Annotated in this window: 20 protein-coding genes; 7 read left to right on the top strand and 13 right to left on the bottom strand. The window is 35.4% G+C overall.

Translation table 11 applies throughout. The features are described 5' to 3' along the window. Position 1 precedes the first annotated feature (1 nt). The 5 genes from ABDJ41_RS01440 to meaB form a co-directional block, all read right to left on the bottom strand. Positions 2-910: an EamA family transporter gene (locus ABDJ41_RS01440; protein ID WP_349783952.1), complete on the bottom strand. Its 909-nt coding sequence runs from the start codon at positions 908-910 to the stop codon at positions 2-4. Between the two features lie 3 nt (positions 911-913). Then, on the bottom strand, positions 914-1,294 hold the full coding sequence (locus ABDJ41_RS01435; protein ID WP_349783951.1) for a RidA family protein: 381 nt from the start codon (positions 1,292-1,294) through the stop codon (positions 914-916). Then, complete coding sequence (locus ABDJ41_RS01430) at positions 1,291-1,428, bottom strand: DUF6728 family protein (protein WP_349783950.1); 138 nt, start codon at positions 1,426-1,428, stop codon at positions 1,291-1,293. Before ABDJ41_RS01430 ends, ABDJ41_RS01435 begins: the two co-directional genes overlap by 4 nt. Positions 1,429-1,540: 112 nt before the next feature. Then, positions 1,541-2,854: an OmpA family protein gene (locus ABDJ41_RS01425; RefSeq protein WP_349783949.1), complete on the bottom strand. Its 1,314-nt coding sequence runs from the start codon at positions 2,852-2,854 to the stop codon at positions 1,541-1,543. 363 nt (positions 2,855-3,217) lie between these two features. Beyond that, the gene (gene meaB / locus ABDJ41_RS01420; protein WP_349783948.1) at positions 3,218-4,108 is read right to left on the bottom strand and encodes a methylmalonyl Co-A mutase-associated GTPase MeaB; all 891 of its coding nucleotides are present in this window, start codon (positions 4,106-4,108) and stop codon (positions 3,218-3,220) included. A 114-nt stretch (positions 4,109-4,222) separates the two neighbouring features. Here meaB and ABDJ41_RS01415 point away from each other — a divergent pair, with 114 nt between their 5' ends. The 3 genes from ABDJ41_RS01415 to ABDJ41_RS01405 are packed head-to-tail and all read left to right on the top strand — an operon-like array spanning position 4,223 to position 6,696. Then, positions 4,223-5,101, top strand: coding sequence for a glycosyltransferase family 2 protein (locus ABDJ41_RS01415; RefSeq protein WP_349783947.1), 879 nt, complete (start codon positions 4,223-4,225; stop codon positions 5,099-5,101). Further along, positions 5,101-5,901, top strand: a complete 801-nt coding sequence (locus tag ABDJ41_RS01410; protein WP_349783946.1) for a glycosyltransferase family 2 protein — start codon at positions 5,101-5,103, stop codon at positions 5,899-5,901. The genes ABDJ41_RS01415 and ABDJ41_RS01410 overlap by 1 nt, the downstream gene beginning before the upstream one ends. A gap of 3 nt (positions 5,902-5,904) precedes the next feature. Next, positions 5,905-6,696 (top strand): glycosyltransferase family 2 protein, encoded by a 792-nt coding sequence (locus tag ABDJ41_RS01405; RefSeq protein WP_349783945.1) that lies wholly within the window; start codon positions 5,905-5,907, stop codon positions 6,694-6,696. On the opposite strand, the gene ABDJ41_RS01400 is transcribed toward ABDJ41_RS01405, so the two are convergent. Further along, positions 6,683-7,786: a glycosyltransferase family 2 protein gene (locus tag ABDJ41_RS01400; protein WP_349783944.1), complete on the bottom strand. Its 1,104-nt coding sequence runs from the start codon at positions 7,784-7,786 to the stop codon at positions 6,683-6,685. The genes ABDJ41_RS01405 and ABDJ41_RS01400 overlap by 14 nt on opposite strands. A 126-nt stretch (positions 7,787-7,912) precedes the next feature. Between ABDJ41_RS01400 and ABDJ41_RS01395 the strand changes: the two genes are divergently transcribed. Genes ABDJ41_RS01395 through ABDJ41_RS01385 form a run of 3 tightly spaced genes read left to right on the top strand, consistent with a single transcriptional unit; the run spans position 7,913 to position 11,907 of the window. Continuing rightward, positions 7,913-9,736, top strand: coding sequence for an ABC transporter ATP-binding protein (locus tag ABDJ41_RS01395; RefSeq protein ID WP_349783943.1), 1,824 nt, complete (start codon positions 7,913-7,915; stop codon positions 9,734-9,736). 34 nt (positions 9,737-9,770) lie between these two features. Then, complete coding sequence (locus tag ABDJ41_RS01390; RefSeq protein ID WP_349783942.1) at positions 9,771-10,727, top strand: glycosyltransferase; 957 nt, start codon at positions 9,771-9,773, stop codon at positions 10,725-10,727. 13 nt (positions 10,728-10,740) lie between these two features. Next, on the top strand, positions 10,741-11,907 hold the full coding sequence (locus ABDJ41_RS01385) for a glycosyltransferase family 4 protein (RefSeq protein WP_349783941.1): 1,167 nt from the start codon (positions 10,741-10,743) through the stop codon (positions 11,905-11,907). 9 nt (positions 11,908-11,916) lie between these two features. On the opposite strand, the gene ABDJ41_RS01380 is transcribed toward ABDJ41_RS01385, so the two are convergent. Then, entirely contained in the window at positions 11,917-12,702 is a 786-nt protein-coding gene (locus tag ABDJ41_RS01380) for a glycosyltransferase family 2 protein (protein ID WP_349783940.1), read from the bottom strand. Positions 12,703-12,732: 30 nt separating this feature from the next. Here ABDJ41_RS01380 and ABDJ41_RS01375 point away from each other — a divergent pair, with 30 nt between their 5' ends. After that, positions 12,733-13,836, top strand: coding sequence for a glycosyltransferase family 4 protein (locus ABDJ41_RS01375; protein ID WP_349783939.1), 1,104 nt, complete (start codon positions 12,733-12,735; stop codon positions 13,834-13,836). A gap of 2 nt (positions 13,837-13,838) precedes the next feature. On the opposite strand, the gene ABDJ41_RS01370 is transcribed toward ABDJ41_RS01375, so the two are convergent. From ABDJ41_RS01370 to infB, 6 genes are all read right to left on the bottom strand, one after another. Beyond that, entirely contained in the window at positions 13,839-14,759 is a 921-nt protein-coding gene (locus ABDJ41_RS01370; protein ID WP_349783938.1) for a nucleotide-diphospho-sugar transferase, read from the bottom strand. A 32-nt stretch (positions 14,760-14,791) separates the two neighbouring features. Beyond that, on the bottom strand, positions 14,792-15,799 hold the full coding sequence (locus ABDJ41_RS01365; RefSeq protein ID WP_349783937.1) for a glycosyltransferase: 1,008 nt from the start codon (positions 15,797-15,799) through the stop codon (positions 14,792-14,794). A 59-nt stretch (positions 15,800-15,858) separates the two neighbouring features. Next, positions 15,859-16,458 carry a hypothetical protein gene (locus ABDJ41_RS01360; RefSeq protein WP_349783936.1) on the bottom strand — a complete coding sequence of 200 codons (600 nt, stop codon included), beginning with the start codon at positions 16,456-16,458 and terminating at the stop codon, positions 15,859-15,861. A gap of 40 nt (positions 16,459-16,498) precedes the next feature. Beyond that, on the bottom strand, positions 16,499-17,623 hold the full coding sequence (locus ABDJ41_RS01355; RefSeq protein ID WP_349783935.1) for an acyltransferase family protein: 1,125 nt from the start codon (positions 17,621-17,623) through the stop codon (positions 16,499-16,501). Positions 17,624-17,687: 64 nt separating this feature from the next. Next, positions 17,688-18,677, bottom strand: coding sequence for an SGNH/GDSL hydrolase family protein (locus ABDJ41_RS01350; RefSeq protein ID WP_349783934.1), 990 nt, complete (start codon positions 18,675-18,677; stop codon positions 17,688-17,690). 103 nt (positions 18,678-18,780) lie between these two features. Beyond that, positions 18,781-21,801, bottom strand: a complete 3,021-nt coding sequence (infB, locus tag ABDJ41_RS01345; RefSeq protein WP_349783933.1) for a translation initiation factor IF-2 — start codon at positions 21,799-21,801, stop codon at positions 18,781-18,783. Between the last annotated feature and the right edge of the window lie 18 nt (positions 21,802-21,819).

Here is a 21,819-nt window from a genome sequence, read left to right as displayed (position 1 = left end):
TTTATGGTTTTCTCTTAAAGGTAAAGATATCTTTTATTATCCTCCAATTAAATACAATTACAGAGATAAGAAGCAGTGAATAAGCGAATAATTTATGTACGTCAACTTCTTCACCAAAATAAAATATAGCAACAGCAAAAGCAATAATGGGGTTAGAATAAATGATTATCCCAAGTGTTGATGAGGGGATGCCTATTAAAGCATACAAACTCAGAAACAATGGAATAAGGGTAAAGAATACAGCGATTACAGATATATTACCCCAAAACCATATATCCTGAGGTATTCCTTCGTGTTTCATCAGGAACAATGGCAGCATTAATAATACAGCTATGCCTATCTGTACCGCCAGTACATTAAGTTTATCCAAATGCTGCATCTTACGTTGTATAATAAGATAAAATGCATATAAGGTAGCAATAACTACAGACCAGATCACTTCAACCAATGAACCAGTGGCCAGTAGTAAAATACTGAGTAAAGCAATTCCAAGAGATATCAACTTTAAACGAGATAGGGATTCCTTTAAAATTAAATATCCACCAAAGGCAGTGATTAGAGGACAAACCATATAGGCAAAAGCAGCGGACTGCAAGCTAACATTGTTAACTGCATAAATATATGTATACCAATTGGAAGTAAGAAGTAAAGTGGAGCCTACAAGTTGATATAAAATATTACGTTTAGCTTTAGCACCAATAGATGAGAAGTATTCCAAATCAGCTTTCAAATACTTTCTCCTAAACATAAGAATAGCAATCCAAATGAAAACAAGAGAAGTAAAAATACGATAATACAGAATTTCTTCCGAAGGATATGCCTGCAGATTTCTTAAAGGAATAGAAAAAAAGCCCCATAATGCAAATGAGAGAATCCCTGCAAAGAAATACCTTAAATTAGATTTTGGCAAAACTTAGCCTTTAAACGCGGTAACAGAAATCTCCACATTCACTCCTTTTGGCAATCCTTTTACAGCAACAGTTTCACGAGCAGGAAAATCCTTTTCAAAATAAGAATCATATACTTCATTAACTGCTGCAAAAAGATCCATATCAGACAAAAAAATGGTCGTTTTAACAATATCTTCAAAACCATAAGAGGCCTCAAGTAATACCGACTTAATATTTCTCATAACCTGGTGTGTTTCCTCTGCAATGGTTGATTGCACCAACTCTCCTGAAGCAGGATTGATAGCTATCTGTCCAGACAAGAATAGAAATCCTCCAGCCAATACAGCTTGATTATAAGGTCCAATAGGAGATGGAGCATTGGTTGTGTTAATGATCTTTTTCATGAGTATAAGTAGTTTATTAGTTTCCATAGAATCCCGCCTATAAACATAATAATGGCAATCGCATTTATGATATGCATAATTTTAATATTGGTATTAATAGGTCTATCGGGATTTTTTTTCCTAAACAAGTACATAACACAAAGGTATGGAATAAGAGTTAACCACTCCAATTATAAGAAGCAATTAAATAAAAAAAGAGGGCCTCATTTCTGAAGCCCTCTTTTTCGTATTATAAATTAGAAATAATTAGTTTCTAGCTGATTCAACACGACGGTTTTGGATACGACCTTCTTCAGTATCGTTAGAAGCAATTGGATTAGCTTCACCAAATCCTTTAGTTACAACTTGACTAGAGTTAACACCAGAGTTAACTAAGTAAGTTTTAACAGAGTTAGCTCTGTCTTTAGATAATTTCAGGTTGTATGCAGCAGTACCTTCGCTTGAAGCGTAACCGTTAACAGTTACTTTACCACCGTTTTCACGCAATACTGAAGATAATTTATCTAAAGTAGGGTAAGACTCAGTTTTTAAAACTGAAGAGTTGAATTCAAAGTTGATAGTTTCAAAACCAGTTAAGTTACCTTGGTTTAAAGCAGTAGGCTCTGGTGCTTTAGGTAGAGGACATCCTGAACCATCAACAGCAGTACCAGCTGGAGTACCTGGGCATTTATCAAACTGATCAGCTACACCGTCACCATCGCTATCTTTTTTCAAATCTTCAACAGATTTTTCAACAGCAGATACACGAGTTTTTAAAGCTTCAACTTCATTACGTAAAGATGGATCTTTCAATTCATCATACATTAAAGCTAATGGGTTAACCCAATCAAGGTTTGGTTTAGAGCTAGAACCTAATGAGAATTCTAATCCAGCATATCCGTAAGAGAATTTATCTTTGTTAGAAGATCCATTTGCCCAAGTACCATCTAAGTTATCTGTATCCATGAAGTGCATAGTATAACCTAAGTTAAATGACACACGATCAGACACTTTAAATTTGATACCAGCACCTACAGGAATGTAAGCTTCTTTGATATTATCTTTATCACCATCATCACCAAATGTACCTTTTTTGTCAACACCGTCAACAATTGGATTGTAAGCAGCAATACCGTAACCAGCAGTTATAAAAAAGTTAACTGAGTTCTCACGACGTAAAAAATCTACAGTAGCGACATTAACAACACCTCTTAAATCAGCTGCATAAGCAAGCTCTGTAGAGAATTCTTTAATCGGTCTTGCAGGGTAATCCTTATTAGTTCCTGATATTTTACCACGGAAAATGTTACCTTCTAAACCAAAAGCATGACCTAATTGTTTTCTCAATGAGATGCCATAACCTAAGTTAACATCAAAGTTACTAAAGTCGTTTGTACCACCAATAGCAACAAATGGTGATAAAACACCTGCGTTAACTCCTAATGACCAAGTTCTGTACTGGCCTCTTCCACCAAATACCTTGGCTGAAGATGCAGTCTCTTGAGCTTCAGCAAGAGTCGTAACTCCTAATAACGCTACAAAAGAGGCTGCTAGACCCTTTTTTAAAGTAGAATAATTCATAATTTTCTTTTTTAAGGTTAAACAAATCTAAGAAATGTATAATTTTTTTGTGTAGCAAAATTAAACAAATTTTTAAATTCTCAAAACTGTTGTACAAACACCGTTCCAAACTTCAAAAATTGCCATTAAATAACCACATCCGTAACTCTCAAAGCCATTTTATTCCATTTAAAGCAAATATTACCTATCATTTTAAACTTTACAAAAATAAAACTCTAAATCTAATGGTGTTCAAAATACACTTCATGAATGTTTCCTTTTTTCGTCAAATCGTCAGGAGAACTACAATTATTGTCCTAATCAGTTATACAAACAAGTCCTGTTTTTAAGACAACAAAGAATCTATCGCTAAAAGACACCATTTCAAGTCCAGTCATCAGTAAAACGATAGATATTAAAATTAATATTTTCCATCGCTGATCTGATTGCTTCATGCAATCTTTGCCGGTCAACATCTTTCATACGATTATGCTGGATAATTTTAAATGCCTTTTCCGTAAGCAGAAATGATTTGCGTTTGTTCTCAATTAATACAGGCTCAAGTAGCCAGTTACACAACTCTGTTACACCCTCATTTTTATCTGCTACAGTTTTAAAAATCGGAATCTGCTGATGTTGCTGATGAACCAATTTCTTTAGATTATTAGCAAACGAATCAGCTCCCTCTCTGTCAGCCTTATTCACGACAAATCCTTGTGCAACCTCCATCAATCCTGATTTTATATGCTGAATTTCATCTCCAGACTCAGGCACAAGTACAACAACTGTTTTATCGGCCAATCCAGCAATCTCGACTTCTGATTGCCCAACGCCCACTGTTTCTACAAGAATCAGATCGAATCCAGCTGACTTCATCACATCCACAATTTCAATTGTTTTTGCTGAAATCCCCCCAAGAGCTCCACGCGTTGCAAGCGATCTGATATAAACATTAGGGTTGTTAAATTGCTGAGACATCCTGATTCTATCTCCCAATAATGAACCAAAGTTAAATGGTGAAGTCGGGTCAACAGCAAGAATGGCAATTCTTTTACCTTCATTTACAAAATGACTTGTAATTGCATTTACTAAGGTGCTTTTACCTGCACCTGGAGGCCCTGTAATTCCGATCACTGGAATCATTTTCTCAACAGAAATCTTCCTTAATAGCTGAGCTGCTGGTGGGATATCATTTTCAACAAGAGTAATTACCCTTGCTAAAGCGGTGAAGCTCCCTTCCTGCATTCCTTTTATAAGAGAATCTTCGTTTTGCATCAATTAAATTATCTTTGCTACAAAGAAATACATTTTATTCAACATTTATTAAACGCTTTCTCCAAAAACACCTGATCAATATCGACAATGCCTACTATAAAACCAAGCCTTCCAATGAAAGTCACCGGCTTTACCTTTATCAGAAATGCGATAATAAATGATTACCCAATAGCCGAAGCTATTCGTTCAGTTTTACCCTTGTGCGACGAGTTTATTGTTGCATTAGGTAATTCGACAGATGACACTTCAGAACTAATCAAATCCATTTCGCCGGATAAAATCAAAATAATCGATACGATTTGGGATGATTCACTACAGGTAGGGGGGCAAGCCTTCGCAGAAGAAACAAACAAAGCCATTAAAGCAATTTCACCTGACACCAATTGGATGATTTATATACAAGGTGATGAATGCATACATGAAAAGTACCATGATGTGATTAAACAGGAAATGAGAGATAGCCTGGATGATCAAAAAATAGAAGGTTTACTTTTAAAATACACACACTTTTATGGTTCTTACGATTACTATGCGGAGTCCAGACGTTGGTATAGACGAGAAATCCGTATCTTAAAAAACCTGCCGGGTATTCATTCTTACAGAGATGCACAAGGTTTCAGGATTAATGAAAGAAAACTGAATGTTAAACTGATTGACGCCTATGTTTATCATTATGGATGGGTAAAAACACCGCAAGCAATGCAAGGAAAGGTCCGAAACTTTAATCAGTACTATCAAACACAGGACTGGATTGAACAAACCTTCCCTGTTCAGGAAGCTTTTGATATGCAAAATGCAGATCGTCTGGTTAAATTTAAAGGTACTCACCCAAAAGTTCTTCAAGACAGAATCATGGCTACTAATTGGACTTTTGATGACGATCTCACCAAAAAAACACCAAAGATGTCATTTAGAAGACGTCTTTTACAAAAAATAGAAGACCTAACCGGAGTAAGACTATTCGAATATCGTAATTATAAGATTGTTAAATAATGCGTACTGTTACCTTATTAATTTCTACCTACAATTGGCCCGAAGCACTTGAACTAATTTTACTTAGTGTCAAATCTCAAACAAGTATGCCCGATGAAATCGTTATTGCAGACGATGGTTCGGATCAACGTACAAAATCTATCATAGAGAAATACCAATCCATATTTAAAATTCCATTAAAACATGTTTGGCATGAGGATAAGGGATTTAGAAAAACAATTATCTTAAATATGGCAATAGCAAAAGCGACGAGTGATTATATTGTTCAAATAGATGGCGACATTATTATTCATAAACGTTTTATTGAAGATCATTTAAAGTTTGCGAAAGAGAATTCCTTTGTTAGAGCAAGCAGAGCTTATATTGATGAAAGGACTACAAAAGGAATCATGAAAAGGAAACAGTTTAATCTCCATGCTTTTAGTAAGGGTATAACAAATGTTTTCAGTGTATTAAGAATCCCTTTGATGTGGCCGGTATTTGAAACAAGTTACAAAAACAAAGGAAATGAAGTTTATGAAATACATGGGTGTAACATGGCTTATTGGAGAAAAGATATCATTAAGGTAAATGGTTATAATGAATTATTTAATGGATGGGGTCCGGAAGACAAAGAACTTATTGCCAGAATGATGAACGCAGGAATTCAAAAACGTTTTATAAAACTTGGCGCCCTTGCTTTCCACCTGTATCATAAAGAAAACTCCAGGAAAATGCTGGAAAAGAATACTGAGCTCTTTGAAGAAACAATAGCAAAAAAATTAGTTTACTGCGAAAAAGGAATCAATCAATACCTATAAACCATGTCCGCCAATTCTACATCCCTACTAATTTCCACCTACAACTGGCCGGAAGCCCTAGAACTTGTACTTAAAAGCATTTTGCATCAAACTGTAGAAGTAAACGAGATTCTAATTGCAGATGATGGTTCTGATGATCGTACAAAATCTGTTATAGATGCTTTCAAGAAAAATACAAGTATTCCGATTAAGCACTTCTGGCATGAAGATAAGGGTTTCAGGAAAACGATTATCATGAATGAAGCCTTAACTAATGCTGATAGCGATTATATCATTCAAATAGATGGAGATATTATCATGCATCCTAATTTTATTGCAGATCATATCAGTGACGCAAAAAAAGGCTTATATATCAAGGGAAGTCGCTCAATGTTATCAGATGACCGGACAAAGCAGATTATAGCTACAAAAAATATTAATATTCACCCCTTAACCGAAGGTGTTGGCAGCAAAATTAACGCAAGCCGCATTCCAATGTTATCATTCCTATTTAGGGGAGACAAGCACAGATCGAATAACCTTCGTGGCTGCAATTTTTCATTCTGGAAGAAAGATTTCCTTGCTGTAAATGGGTACAACAATGACCTTGAGGGTTGGGGTCATGAAGATATAGAACTTGCTGCGAGATTAACTAATCTGGGCATCAAACAAAGACAGTTGAAATTAAAAGCAGTCTGCTTTCATTTGTATCATAAGATAAACCCAAGACATAACGAGGACTTGAACTATAAAAAATATTTGGCAGTAGCTAAAAATGGGACTGTAAAATGTAAAAATGGCATTAAACACTTATAACTAGTAAGCCAATTCCTATTAAACATGTTTTTATAATTTTCCATTTATTCAATCTGAACCAGCTAGGATTCTTTTTTGAAAAACTAGTTTCTATTCTTTCAGCAAAACCAGTAAATCGTCCGCTTTTTATACTTTCAAATAAATAACCTACCTCATAGCAGTTTTTTAACCAGAACATATTAACAGCTAGTCCAAAAGAAATTTTTTTTACTTTAAATACTGTCTTAATACAATTTGTTAAAAATTCTGAGATTAGAACAATTAAACAAAGGCTAAAAAAGACAGAGAACAATCCATTCAAAATCATATAAGGCAGTGCTAAAACAAGCAATAACAACGTTTCACATGTATTAGTAAAATCATGGTATGTATAACTTTTTATTACAGGAAGATCCGCAATCTGAGCAGCACCAACTCCATATCGAAATTGCCTTTCAGTTTGAATTGTTCCATTATTCCACCAAGGATGAGTAACTATGGCATCAGGTACCGCAATATATCTTTCCCCGAATAAAGTCGCATTTCTGACTAAAAACTCAATATCTTCACCGCCCTTTTTTAAGTCTTCATTAAACAGGTCTTGATCCATTTTATCTCTGTTTAACATCACATTAGCGGTTGGTACCCACATCAATTCGTCAATTGTTTTTGCAGACTTGAAATGCCCAGTAAGCCCATTCAGTTCCATCGCCATAGTGGGTGAATTAAAAGGGTCTGGGAAATTGGTTACACCCGCAAATCCAATTGCATTTGAGTTCTTAGAAATTGCATCTGCATAAGCAAGAAGTAATCCTTCAGAAGGAACAATATCATCGTCCAATAACAGGAGCCATTTACCATTACCTAATCTGATTCCATTATTCCTTGTTCGGGAAAACCCAAGGTTAACTTCATTTTGAATCAAATTAATCTTTTGGATAATGGCTAATTGTTTTACTTTTTCTGGAATATCCACTATTGGATTATCCGCAACTAAATAATAGTTTACTAAAAAAGATTCAGGTTTGGGAAGATTAAAAATATTTAAAAGTATCTCCTCATCTAATCGGAATGAAGGGATAACAACATCTATCGAATTCGCATCGTGCATAGAGGGCAAATATACTAAAAACCAGTATTCTATTGACCTAACTATAAAAAGCTAAATTTCCGTACATTTGCCGTTTAGATTCTGTCCATATATAACACTAAACAGATAAAATATAAATATATTTTAATGAAGATTTATTTTAGATTACTATCGTTCGCAAAACCAATAGAAAAATTTGCGATACCATATATCATAACCACCCTACTTGCTGTTTTTTTTGGAGTACTAAACCTTACCCTTCTTTCACCATTATTTAGTGTAATGATGTCAGATGGAGAGCAAAAAGTACCGGCCACTCCCGTGGCCTCTTCGAGTCTAAATCTTGTTGCAAGATTTCAGGAGTTTGTTGATTATTCCATCGTTAATTATGGCCCGGAAAGAACATTAAGCTATATGTGTTTAGTTATTCTTATTTCAGTGCTGTTGTCTAACATCTTCAGGTACTTTTCTCAAAGAACTATGGAAGATTTAAGGGTACATACCCTACTTAATCTTCGTAAAACTGTTTTTAATAATGTGATGAATCTTCATGTTGGTTATTTTAACAATGAACGTAAAGGAGATATCATTTCAAAAGTGTCGTCAGATGTTCAGGTAGTTCAATTTACGGTTACAAACACTTTACAAGTAGTATTTAAAGAACCTGTAACACTTATTTTCTATGTTATTGCTCTATTAATGATATCAGTAAAACTTACACTTTTCTCATTATTAGTGATTCCAATTTCGGCCTTTATTATCAGCAAAATTGTAAAAAGACTCAAGCGCCAGGCTAAACAGTCTCATGAGTCTTTTGCTAAGATGATTGGCTTTTTAGATGAAGCCTTAGGTGGTATAAAAATCATTAAAGCTTTTAATGCATCAGAAAGAATTAAAGACAAATTCCATAATGAAAATGTTTTCTATTCTAATTTAAATAGGAAAATGGTAAGGAGACAGCAACTAGCCTCACCAGTATCCGAATTTCTAGGCGTTGTAATGGTCACATTCATAGTTTGGTATGGCGGCTCATTGATTATGAGTAAGCAGCCAGATGCGCTTTCAGTCGGACAATTTATTGCTTACGTTGCATTATTTTCACAGGTAATGCGACCTGCAAAAGCACTTACTGATGCTTTTGCAGGAATTCACACCGGAATAGCTGCAGGTGAGCGTGTCCTGGAGCTAATAGACACCAAACCAGAGCAAGTAAATAAACCTGATGCAATAGCCATTTCATCTTTCGATAAATCTTTGGTTCTAGAGAACATTTCATTCTCTTACGGCAGCAAAGATGTACTAAAGAACATCAATGTAACTATTGAGAAAGGGAAAACCGTTGCTTTAGTTGGACCTTCCGGTGGAGGAAAAAGTACTCTTATGGATCTAATACCACGTTTTCACGATCCAAAATCCGGGGTTATTAGAATTGATGGACATAAATATCAGGATGTAACAATTGAAAGCCTCCGCTCACAAATGGGATTGGTAAATCAAGAATCCGTCTTATTTAATGATACTATATATAATAACATCGCCTTTGGAAAACCTGATGCAACTGAAGAAGAGATTATCGCTGCAGCCAGAGTAGCGAATGCACACGAGTTTATTTTACAATCAGAGGAAGGCTATCAAACCTATGTGGGTGACAGAGGCAATAAGTTATCCGGTGGTCAAAAACAACGTATATGTATTGCCAGAGCGGTGTTATCAAATCCACCTATCATGCTACTTGACGAGGCAACATCAGCATTAGATACTGAATCAGAAAAACTTGTACAAGACGCGCTGAATAAACTGACTAAAAATAGAACATCTATTGTGATTGCGCATAGATTAAGTACTATTCATGGTGCTGATCTTATTCTTGTAATTGACAAGGGAGAGATCATTGAAAAGGGTACTCATCAAGAGTTGATAGATCATAATGGACTATACAACAAGCTAATTCAGTTACAAACGTTTAGTTAATTAGAAAGCAGAAATATAGCTAAATGAATGATTCATGAAAAAAGGCATCACTGTTATTCTTTGCACTTTCAATGGAGCAGCACGACTTCCCAAAACAATTGATCACCTTGCGGCGCAAAAAGTAAGCGGTGATCTAAATTGGGAGCTGATTGTCGTCGACAACGCGTCAACTGATAGATCATCCGAAGTTGTAAAAACCTTATGGGAGCAACATAATAATAACCCACGGGTTTCTTTAAACCTTGCCCTGGAAAATACTCCAGGAAAGCTCTTTGCTTTTCAGAAAGGAATTGCCCTGGCGAAATATGAGTACTTTATCATCTGTGATGATGACAATTGGCTAAAAGCTGACTACGTGCAGACTGCTTTTGATATCCTGGAAAAAAACATGCGAATCGGCGCCTTAGGTGGGCAAGCTTTGGCAGCAACAACTTCAATCCTGCCCTATTGGTTTAAGGCCGTTCAGGAAGGCTATGCAGTAGGTACGCAAGCTAAGAACACAGGAGATGTAACCTCAAAAGGGATGCTTTGGGGAGCTGGCCTAAGCTCAAGAACACAGCTTTACAAGGATATGTACGATGACTTCCCTTCTCTGCTGATTGATAAAAACGATCATCGGATATTAACTGCAGAAGACTCTGAATATTGTCTAAGGCTGGTACTTAAAGGCTATCAACTATACTATGATTCAAGACTATCATTGCACCACTACATACCTGATGGTCGATTAACCTTAACCTATAAAAACAGCTTGTTTGATAATTTCAAGAAGGCAAACCTGATTATAGACAATTATTTTATAGCCATAAAATACAAGCTTAATATTAGTTTACTAAATAGAATAAGATTAACACTTATTACACCAATCAGGTATTTTCTGGCGTCTAATAAACAGAAGAAATACAGACAGAGAATAATCATGTGTTATTTATTCCCTTTTATTAAACCAGACCCTACTACAGCAAAGATAAAAGCATTCATGAACAAATAGATAGTAGTAAATTATGTTTAAGAAAATTAAAAGACTAGCAGATAATGTTAAAGCCTTGGCTAAATATGGTCAGATTAAAGCTGAACTTGCAAAGGAAAGAAACCAATACTTTTTCTTTCCTTCATGGTCTTTTGGAGGTGCAGAACGTGTCCATGTGGATATCATGAATCTTTTTAATAATCCTAAACCTATTTGTTTTATTACAGAGAAGTCAATTACTAATGGATTTCAAAAAGAGTTTGAAACAGCAGCAGATACGATAGAATTAGGCAGATGGGCTGAAAAGAAAGAGCTGAAACGTCATCTTTTTAAAATGTTGGCAAAGTCGATAAACGCCCAGAAACATCCTGTTGTTTCAGGTTGGTGCAATAAGTTTATGTACGATTTGATACCTTTTCTGGCACCACATGTTCAGGTAATTGACATCATTCATAATTTTCAGGATGATGATAAAGGCGTAGAATGGTATACCCTCCCACTTGTACCTAGAATCAATCAAAGAATCGTAGTAGGAAATGTACTGACCGAACAATTTAAAGCACTTTACCGTCTAAATCAAGTTCCTGAAAAATATTTAGATAGATTAACGGTAATTCAGAACAAAATAGCTTTTGATGGAGTTTTCCCTGAGAAAAACTATAATGGAGCTTTGCAGATTCTTTTTGTTGGCAGAAACAGCCCAGAAAAAAGACCAGAGGTATTTATTCGTACTGCGGAAATCGCAGAACAGTTAAATTTACCCGTTCAATTTAAACTGATCGGAGATTTTGATAAGGAAAAAACAATTGTCCCGATCAACACGCTTATTGTTGGCCAGGTATATGATAAGGCTATTTTAAATAACATCTATAAAGAAGCCCATTTACTATTGCTTACCTCATACCGGGAGAGTTGGGGGCTGGTGGTTTTTGAAGGAATGAATATGGGGGTAGTTCCAATCTCAACAAATGTTGGTGAGCTCTCCAATTACATATCCGACAAAAAAGAAAATGGGATTCTGATTGAAAACCTTGAAGATACAGAGACTCTTTCTCGGTTATTTATAAATGAAATCAAACACTTTTTAGCAGATAGATCGAAATTAAAGTTGTTTAGCAGAAAAGGATTCGAAACAGTGAAGGAATTAGCAGAGGCTTGTGATTTTAATGAGGCTTATAAGCGTATCTTATCAGGTAAGTAATCATTATTCCTATTTTTTAAACAGCCCTTTTATAAAACTTTTTATTTTAACATACTTCCTAACTTTACGAAGTTGTTCTTTGGTTCTTTTATGCACTTCATAATCCTCAATAAAATAAGGAAAATGTTTCTTTAGGATCGTTTCCCGCTCAGCAAGAAGTTTCTTATAATTATTAGGATCTCCGCTTATTCCATCCAAATAAAATTGAGCTATCATTAAATTGATATGCTTATAGCTACAATTATACTTACAAGTAGCTAATAAAAAAAACTCCCAATCAGACACAATTTTATACTCCTCACTATATAAACCAACCAAATCAAATAAGCTCTTTTTTATAAAAGTACCCGGATGAGGTATGGTATGATCGTAGAAAGTCTGAAAAGTCAACACATTAGCTGCAACCCAATCTGTCCTCTCTTCACCATTCACATAAACAATATCACCATAAACCAAATCTTCTTCCATTCCATAACCTACTGCTTTTTCAATCACCAGATGATCTATTAAATTATCCCCGCTATTAAGAAACAACAAATAATCACCAGATGCTGCCTTTATCCCTTTATTCATAGCATTATAAATGCCAAGATCGGGCTCACTTACAGCATGGGAAATTTGGTCTCTATAAAGCGCTAAAACATCTCTGCTCCCATCTGTAGAATTTCCATCAATTACAATATACTCGATATTGGAGTATGACTGATTGACCACAGATTGAATAGTTTTATCTAAACCTGTCTTATTATTATAATTAATAGTTATAATTGATATTTTTGGTGAAATATTAAGCATTTATTCATTTAATAGATTCCAGCAAAAGTAATGATAAAAGTCCTCTTTGACCATCAAATATTTAGTCTTCAGGTTTACGGTGGTATATCTAGATACTTTGCCAATATCATAGAAAAATGTGAAACAAATCTGGAGTTAACAGTTACCTGCGAGCTGCTCTATTCTATAAACTATTACTATAAAGATGATTTACCCTCGTTCAAAAAGAGCATCTTTAAACTGCTGACAAGAAAAAAATCTGGAATTTATCAGAAAAACAAAAAATATTCTAAACATCTGATAAAACAGGGAAATTATGATGTATTCCATCCAACCTATTATGATACATATTACCTCTCTTATCTAAAAAAACCTTTGGTAATTACAATTCATGATATGATTCATGAACGTTTTCCTCAATTTTTTCCTATAGATGACCCAATATCTGAACAAAAGAAAACACTAGCTAATGCCGCAGATCGGATTATTGCAATTTCAGAAACAACAAAGGCTGATATTATAAAGTATTTAGGTATAGCTGAGGAAAAAATAAAAGTAATACCCCACGGTATAGACAATGACGTTTTAGAATATGAAGAGGCTAAAGGGCTTCCTGAAAGGTATCTTCTATTTGTAGGAAGTAGGGCTGGCTACAAAAACTTCTCTTTAGTTATGGAAGCTTTTGCTCAACTAATTAAAACAGATAAGTCTCTACATTTAGTCGTTGCCGGTAGTTCCTTCACAGAAGAAGAAACAGCATTACTGAATGAACAAAACATTCTTGGTAACACCATCCAATTAGCCGCTACAGACAAGCAACTTAATACACTGTATAAAAATGCAATTTGTTTTATTTTCCCTTCCAAATATGAAGGCTTCGGAATTCCTATACTTGAAGCTTTTAAAAATAATTGTCCCGTACTTTTAAGTAATTGCAGCTGCTTTCCAGAAATCGCAGGTGATGCCGCACTTTATTTCGACGCAGAGTCCAAACAATCTCTTATAGACAAGGTAAGTCTCATACAGGAGAGTGTATCTTTAAAAAAAGATTTAATTGCTGCAGGGGTTTTAAAACTACAATCTTACACACTCGACAAATGCATGGAAGCAACAATCGATTTGTATAAAGAAATAATTCAACACAGGACGCATTAATTTTAACGCCATAGCCCTTTAAACTTTTTCCACGATCTTGACAAAAGACCTTTCTTTTTTATTGGTGGTTGGTAGTACTCAATATGTTGAGTAAAAAGGTCCGCTTCAACATCTGTTATAAAAAACACAGGATGAGTTATTGTTTCCATTTCCTCTGTTTTCAAATTTGCGAATGGATGATTTTCGATTGTATGTGTAGCTCCTTCACCAAAGCCAATATTTCTAATAAGGTTCTGATTAGGAATGATGCTTAGATAATTATTTACTATATTAAAATATGACAGCTGATAATCCCAAGTATTTATTTCCCCATCATAAGTACTTTTAAGATTATTATACCAGATTTCTTTGAAAGGGGCGTGCCCAGGAAGATTCTGCAAGTCATCAGCTTTAAAATAAGGAAAAGTACTCATATTAACATCATACTTCTTCCACGCTCTACGCCAACCAGCCCAACCCCAAACATGTGTAAGCCGGGAAAAATAATAGCTCCCATCCCCTCTCTGAATATTATTTTGAAAGTTTGATCCTCCTATGTGGCCAACTCTCTCATCGTCTTTATATTTGTGCAAAAGAACTGAACAAAATCCAAAAAAACTGGAAGACGGCAAACAATCATCCTCTAAAATTATTCCGAACTCTTCTTGCTCAAAAAACCAATCAATAGCACCACTTACTGCATCCTTACAGCCAAGATTATTTTCTCTAAACAAAGTCTTAAGTTCACAATCCCAGTCAATATTGGTAGCAATTTCTCTAACTGTTTTACACTTTTTATATTCATCAACATTTCTAGGTCCATCTGCTGCAACATACAGCTTTTTAGGAGCAGCCTTTTTAATCGCCTCGAAAACCTCAGATGTCGTATCAACCCTGTTAAAAACTAAAAATAAAATTGCATCTTCCGGATTATATTCTAGCATATTATTAAATAGAAAAGTTCAAAATTAGTTCTTTAATTCAATTCCAATTTACTTAAAACCCACTTAACACTCTTAGGAATAGGGTGTCCCGTTACATTATATACATCGCAATTTCCAGCAATATATTTTATAAACTCCAACTGCTTTCTGGGGTTTTTCTTAATTGAGAATTTAAAATATTTTTTAACTACAGTTTTCGAAAATTCAGATGGCTTTATCGCTATTTCTTGAACCATTTGTTTATGCTCTGGAAACACCTCAACCAATAAAGAGCAATAGCATGAGCCCGCTCCATAATTTAGACGTTTTAAATAATCATACTTGGTACGCTTTCCAGGTATCATATGTGTCATTTTTAAATCTGGAGAAACACCCGCTGCATATCCTTGTTTTATACAAAAAAGAACGACTTGAGTATCTCCTCCGCTAGTCATCTGATTACCAGTTCTATCTTTCATTGAAAACACACCTCGTCTGAACAGATCAAGGTACATACGTAATAAATCAGCTCTAACACACAAGCCTGTTCCAAATGGATAACATTCCTGCCATGATTTTAGATTAGAATAAGCTATATAATCAGTATTTCTTTCCTGAAAAGATTTTCTGGCAAATGTTTCTAGTGATTTATCTTCAATTCCATCTATAAAATCCACTGCTACTCTTCCTGGCCCCCAAGCTGCTACATGAACAAAATCACTATTAAGCTTATGCAACACCTGCAGATAGTCAATGTCAGGCTCATTATCATCATCAAAAAATATTACATTTTTTCCCTGAGAAGTTTCTATCCCCTTATTACGTGCATGCGTAAGTCCTTGTTCCTTTACAAGAATTGATCTGCTTGATGGCTCCTTTAAAAAGAGGCGTTTCACACAATTTAGCGTATCAACAGGAACAGAGCTATTATTATCAATTAATAAAATCTCTACTTTTAGTCCTTCCTTGTTAAGATTCCCTACCGCATTCAAACATCTTGAAAAAATTCTTTCATCAGGATTATAAGTGCAAATAACTATTGAATAATCTAACATCATCATTATGGCTTCAGCTTTAAAACAGTGAAGATACGCTATAAAACTGCAATATTTAGACTTCTTTAGCATACAAATATTTTTTCCGAATGTGTACCTTGATAGGCTTTTATTCCGAGTCTAGCTATTAGATAATGTCTATCCATATTCTTTAAGAATTTCTTCACCCCCCACTCTATCGGGTCTATGGTGTTCTTAGAATAGTCAAGCGATTCAATTATTTCAAGGAATCTACCCTTTCTTGCACAATACAGAAATGTATGATAGCCTAAACCTTCATAAATATCGCTATCATCCTTAAAAATACTATCGTAATCGGAAGCCAATAACTTAATTTTATTAAAAAAAGAATTATCCTCAAGCATATATCTGCCTGTGAGTTTTATAATGAGATCGTCTGCTTGAAACGAGGATTGGTTAATAAATCCTTTTAAATGTTGCATTTCATTAAGCCCTTTTTCCGGATATACATTTAGAACTCTGCTGTAATAAACATTTAAATCATTTAGGTATTCCTCATTTGAAGAAAAACATTCTAAAATTGTATAGGAATCAAAAAGATAGTGGAACTGTAATGCTCTTTCAATTGATTGCATATACTGTTCTTTCCTATTCTGATAACGATCTACAATATTTGCTGTTGTAATTACTAAATGAGTCTTCAAATTTTATTAGATTAATTAATAATTTATATAAAAAGCTACTCTATCTCATCCCTATAGACGATTTAAAACTAGTATATCTAATTAGCATTACTAAACCAAAGCTTATACTATAGGCAACCAAAAACCTGAATATACTATAAGATGCGGCGTCAATAAGTGTTATGGTATTCATATTATAATCAAATGGCCTAAATACCTCAGTAACGACATGTGTAATTATAATCTGATGGACTAAATATATGCCAAAAGTAGTCGTCCTAGGATCAAAACATTTATTAACAAAATGAATTGATCCTAATTTTAATAGCAATAAAAAAAAAGAGAGCGAATATAAAATATTAGTAAAACGCAAAGTATTATAAGCATCATTAGACCATAAATTCTTCAGATAGACCGATTCCAAAACAGCCAATAAAAAGAAAACACTTGTAAAGCCGATGATAACCCAAATTGAAATTCTACTAATCCATATTTTAAATTGGTTATAATATTTATTCATCATAACACCTAGCCACAAATAAAATATAAAGCCAAAAAAAGCAGTAGTATGATTAGTTACTATCCAATTAAAGTATAAATTAACACTATAAAAAAGAGAAATAATCGCTAATACGCCCCCAAACCATCGCTTATATAGGTATCTCTTAAAGATCAACAAAATCGCAATACAAATCAAAAAATTAAGGACAAACCAGAAGCTTGAGAAAAATACTGTCCGAAAATATAGGTTCCCTAAATAAGAGAAAAAATCATTTGTCATCAAAGATGATCCACGACGAAAATATTGCTCAAGTTCACTGCCAATGTTGACTAAAATTAATATGTTGAGCCAAATAAACCATGGTTTAATTGTATTGTTAAATCTATTCTTTAAATATTCCCAAGCTGTATACTCTGTAAACTTATGATTTATTAAAAAACCACCTATCAAGAAAAATATGATTGTCGCAAATTTAAAAAACTGCATAAAAGAAGCTTGAAACGCACTAGAATAAAAGTTCTCATAATAAGGTTCACCTATCATTGTACAGTGCTCAAAAACTATCCCTACCATTGAAATACACCGTATCGTATCTACAAAATCAAAATTCTTCTTTTCTTTAACTTTTGTTCCCTTTTTTTCAATATACTTCGCATCTGCTTTATTCAATAATTGTAGTTCCATAAATTTCTTGTCAGTATAAACGTTCAAACACACTCCAACGCTACTGTTTTTATATTTATTTATTCTAATGTGTAATGATCATTTTCTTTGTAAAGAAGTTATTTAAAAACTCATAATACAATATATAAACGCCAGGGGGATATTTTATTGTTGAGATCTCTTCTACATGATAACCCGCATTCCTATAATCTTCAAATACGACACCCAAATTATTACCCAGAATATTATACAGGCTGACCTTAACCGATGATGCTGAAGATAATGTATATCCTATCTTAGTATAAGTGTTCGCTGGATTCGGATAATTCTGTACAACTGCTGTCTTTAGGTGATTTTCAACGATCTCCTGATTCAATGCATCAAACCAAATCATTGCCATTACATAATATCCCCTTCTATTGGGATGTACATCGTCAGAATATAAGCTATTGCTCCTCATCACAGAATTAATATCAGCAACTTTAAGCCCCTTCGAATTGGCCAATGCTCTATATTGTATATTTATCTGATTAATGAGCGCATTTATTTTCCTTATCCGATTGGATTGAGGTCCCCTTCCTCCAGGTTCCAGAAAGAATTGCAATGTCCCTATTATTACATTCAATTTAGCTGCCTGAGCCTTTTCAATCATTAACTGCAAATTTTGTGTCGTAGCTACAACACTACCTCCTTTACCATCTGCTATTTGCACAGCATCATTTACTCCCATCAGTAGCAATATAAAGCCTGTCTTATTGGCAATAGCAGCATCAAATCTAATCAGCCCCTGCTTGGTTGTTTCCCCTGCAACACCATAATTGTATACATTAACAGCTTTTCCGCTATAGCAATTTTCAATAAAAGATTTTAGGGGTTGTTGAAAGTTAAGCGGCGCAGGAACACCTTCTACAGTACTTGCACCAAAAGTTATTACATTGATACTGTCAGCCTTATAAAACTGTGAAGAACTGCTACATGCAGGCATCCTTACCTGCCCCAATGTAGAGAAACAAATAAAAAAGAGTAAAGTCAAACTACAGAAGCTAATTAATCTAATAACTATTTTTACTCTCATACCGCATTTAAAACAACTAATATATGCAACCTATTATAATTCCAATAAAAAAGCGCATTGAAGTTGACCTCCAATGCGCTTTACAATATAATTATCTGAAGTTTTACAGCTTCCTTTTCACTTCAACTTGTTCGTAAGCTTCAACAATATCACCTACTTCAATGTTGTTAAAGTTCTGTATGTTCAATCCACACTCGTAACCTCTTGACACTTCTTTCACGTCATCTTTATAACGTTTCAATGAAGCTAGTTCACCTGTATAAATTACCACACCGTCTCTAACAATACGGATCTTACTATTACGGGTAATCGTACCGTCTAACACCATACAACCAGCAATAGTACCAACCTTGGTGATTTTAAAGGTCTCTCTGATCTCCACATTAGCCATGATCTTCTCTTCGAACTCAGGAGCCAACATACCCTCCATTGCAGCTTTGATCTCATTGATCGCGTCATAGATGATAGAATATAATCGAATATCTATTTGTTCAGCCTCGGCTAACTTACGAGCACCTGAAGATGGGCGTACCTGGAAACCGATAATAATTGCATCCGAAGCAGAAGCCAACAATACATCAGATTCAGAAATCTGACCTACTGCTTTACTAATAATATTGATTTGTATCTCTTCTGTAGAAAGTTTAAGTAATGAATCAGACAAAGCCTCAATAGAACCATCCACATCACCTTTAACGATCAAATTAAGCTCTTTAAAGTTACCTATAGCTAAACGACGACCAATCTCATCCAAAGTAATGTGTTTCTGAGTACGAAGTCCCTGCTCACGCATCAATTGTAATCGCTTATTTGCAATATCTCTGGCTTCTACTTCACTTTCCAACGCATTAAATCTATCACCTGCAGTCGGAGCACCTTGCATACCCAATACCTGTACTGGCACCGATGGTCCTGCCTTATCTACCTTTTGACCACGCTCATTAAATAACGCTTTTACTTTACCACTGTAACTACCAGCAAGGATAGGATCTCCAACTCTTAAAGTACCTGCTTGTACTAAAACAGTAGTTACAATACCTCGTCCTTTATCAAGGGTAGCTTCAATTACACTACCTGTAGCACGTTTGTTTGGATTAGCTTTAAGGTCGAGCAATTCAGCCTCTAATAAAACTTTTTCTAAAAGTAAGTCCACGTTCAAACCACTCTTACCAGAAATCTCCTGAGACTGGAAGTTACCTCCCCAATCCTCAACCAGGATATTCATAATTGATAGTTGTTCACGTATTTTATCAGAGTTTGCACCTGGTTTATCAATTTTTGTGAAAGCAAATACCAATGGTACGCCTGCTGCTTGTGCATGATTAATCGCCTCTTTTGTTTGAGGCATCACGGCATCATCCGCAGCAACCACAATAATTGCAATATCCGCAACCTTCGCACCACGAGCACGCATCGCCGTAAAGGCCTCGTGACCCGGAGTATCCAGGAAAGTAACTTTTTTACCTGTTGCAGTAGTTACCATATAAGCACCAATGTGCTGTGTAATACCACCAGCCTCACCTGCTACCACATTCGCTTTACGAATATAATCTAGTAATGATGTTTTACCATGATCCACGTGTCCCATAATGGTAACAACAGGAGCTCTTGGTAATAAATCCTCTTCAGAATCTTCCTCTTCAATAAGTATGTCACTTTCATCATCTGGTTTAACGAATTGAATTTCGTAACCAAACTCATCAGCAACGATAGTTAGTGTTTCAGCATCCAAACGTTGGTTGATCGATACAAACATACCCAGACTCATACAAGTCGCGATAATTTTTGTAACCGGCTCATCCATCATTGTTGCCAGCTCATTTGCCGTAACAAACTCCGTAACCTTAAGTACACGTGATTGTAATTCTTGCTCCATTGCCGCCTCATCAGCAGAATGAGCTACATCATCACGTTTCTGACGACGTAATTTAGCACGTTGAGCAAATTTACCAGATTTACCTGCTCCACTTAAGCGTGCAAGTGTTGCCTTAATCTGATCTTGTATTTCTTTTTCCGTAGGCTCCTCTTTTGGTCCAGAAGAATGTCCTCCTGGCTTATTGTTCCTAAAGTTAGGCCTGTTGGCTGCATTGTTAGTATTATTTCTAAAATCTGGCCTGTTCGTAAAAGTTGGCGCAGGCTTAGCTGCTCCAGGCTGTCCTCCATGTGCAGGCGCTTGTCCCTGTCCTTGACCTTGATTCTGACCACCATGTTGCTGCTGACCAGGGTGTCCACCCGGAGTTTTCTTGCGTTTACGTTTTCTTTTCGCATCAGCACTCTCTCCCGAAGAAGCTACTGGCTGTGATTTGCGATCAGGTGTTACAGGCAATGTAATTTTCCCGATGATATTTGGCCCTGATAATTTTACTGAACGCGCTTTGATCACTTCAGTTTCTTCAGGCTTTTCAACTTTAGGAGGTTCAGTAGTTACTTTTGGTGTAACTACAGGTTCAGGAGCTTTAACCACTGGTGCCTCAACAACGGGTTTAGGCTGCTCTTCGGCTTTAGGTGTTTCCACAGGCTTAACAGGTTCAGGTTTTATTTCTGCAACAGGCTGTTCAACCGGCTTCTCTACTTCCTTAACCGGCTCAGGTGCTTTTTCAACCGGAGCTACAGGAACTACAGGCGTTTCTGCCTTAGGTGCTGGCGCAGGAGTTTCCTCTCTCTTAACAGGGCGTGTTTTAGCATTTAAATCATCAAGATTGATCTTTCCTACTATTTTCACACCAGGTAAAGAACCTTCATCAACTTTTTCTTCTTCCTTCTCAGGAGCAGGAGTTTCAGCTACTGCTTTCTCAGCAGGAGGTGTATAAGAGTGAAGGTTTTTAATTAAAATCCCCTCATTTTCAAAATCAACATTTTTTTTAGGTGCCTCAGCAACTTTATCAACTACTTCAGGCTCATCACGACGAATTTTACCAATAACGATCTGATTGGCTTCTTCTTTTACGATCTTATCGCCCTGAAACTCTTTCAACAATGCGTTATACATGTCGCGGGAGAGCTTAGTAGTGGGTTTATTCTCAACAGAAAAGCCTTTCTTTTCTAAAAACTCAACGGCCGTAGCAATACCTACGTTAAGTTCCTTAACTGCTTTAAATAAAATTATTGGTTTGTCGTCTGACATTGATATCCTATTTTTTTC

It is taken from the genome of Pedobacter sp. ASV1-7, from assembly GCF_040203335.1.
Classification (GTDB): domain Bacteria; phylum Bacteroidota; class Bacteroidia; order Sphingobacteriales; family Sphingobacteriaceae; genus Pedobacter.
This window is presented reverse-complemented; position numbering and strand designations above follow the sequence as displayed.